The organism is Thermosynechococcus sp. (assembly GCF_046299635.1).
Lineage (GTDB): Bacteria > Cyanobacteriota > Cyanobacteriia > Thermosynechococcales > Thermosynechococcaceae > Thermosynechococcus.
In genome coordinates this window covers 1-512 of sequence record NZ_JBKBHV010000083.1, presented here as the reverse complement: position 1 = coordinate 512, position 512 = coordinate 1, and the positions used below count along the sequence as shown (strand labels likewise).

The 512-nt window shown below is 41.0% G+C and carries 2 pseudogenes; both read left to right on the top strand.

Annotation, left to right across the window (positions count from 1 at the left end):
• Positions 1-62: 62 nt before the first annotated feature.
• Positions 63-110: pseudogene (locus ACK4IR_RS12460) on the top strand (hypothetical protein); the annotation flags it as partial.
• Positions 111-116: 6 nt separating this feature from the next.
• Positions 117-512, top strand: a pseudogene (locus ACK4IR_RS12455) (RNA-guided endonuclease TnpB family protein); the annotation flags it as partial.

Here is a 512-nt window from a genome sequence, read left to right as displayed (position 1 = left end):
CCTTCACGTCTTCAGTTGCAGGATGCACGGACTCAGAAGCTACCGGAAGAAGATCAAGGAAGATTCGAGTTTACCTAAGCTCTGAACAAAAAGCATTACTTAAGCAATGGTTTGGTGTGAGTCGTTACGTCTATAACAAAACTATTGAATACTTAAAAGAGCCTAGAACGAAGGCAAAATGGATGACAGTTGCTCGAATTATTATAGATAATTTGCCAGAGTGGGCAAAATCTGTTCCTTACCAAATCAAAAAGATTGCCGTCAAAGATGCCTATATAGCTTTCAGGGAGGCGAAGAAGAAGTTTAAGCAGACCGGTAAAATACACGAGTGTCGTTTTCGTAGTCGGAAAGACAAGCAACAAACAGTTTTCATCCCGAAAACAGCAATTAGTGAATCGGGAATCTATCATACGATATTGGGTAAAGCTCAGTTCAAGGAGCGATTACCGAAAAGTTTCAGCGACGGTCGGTTAACGCTTGCCTATGGCGAGTATTATCTGATTGTTTCTGAA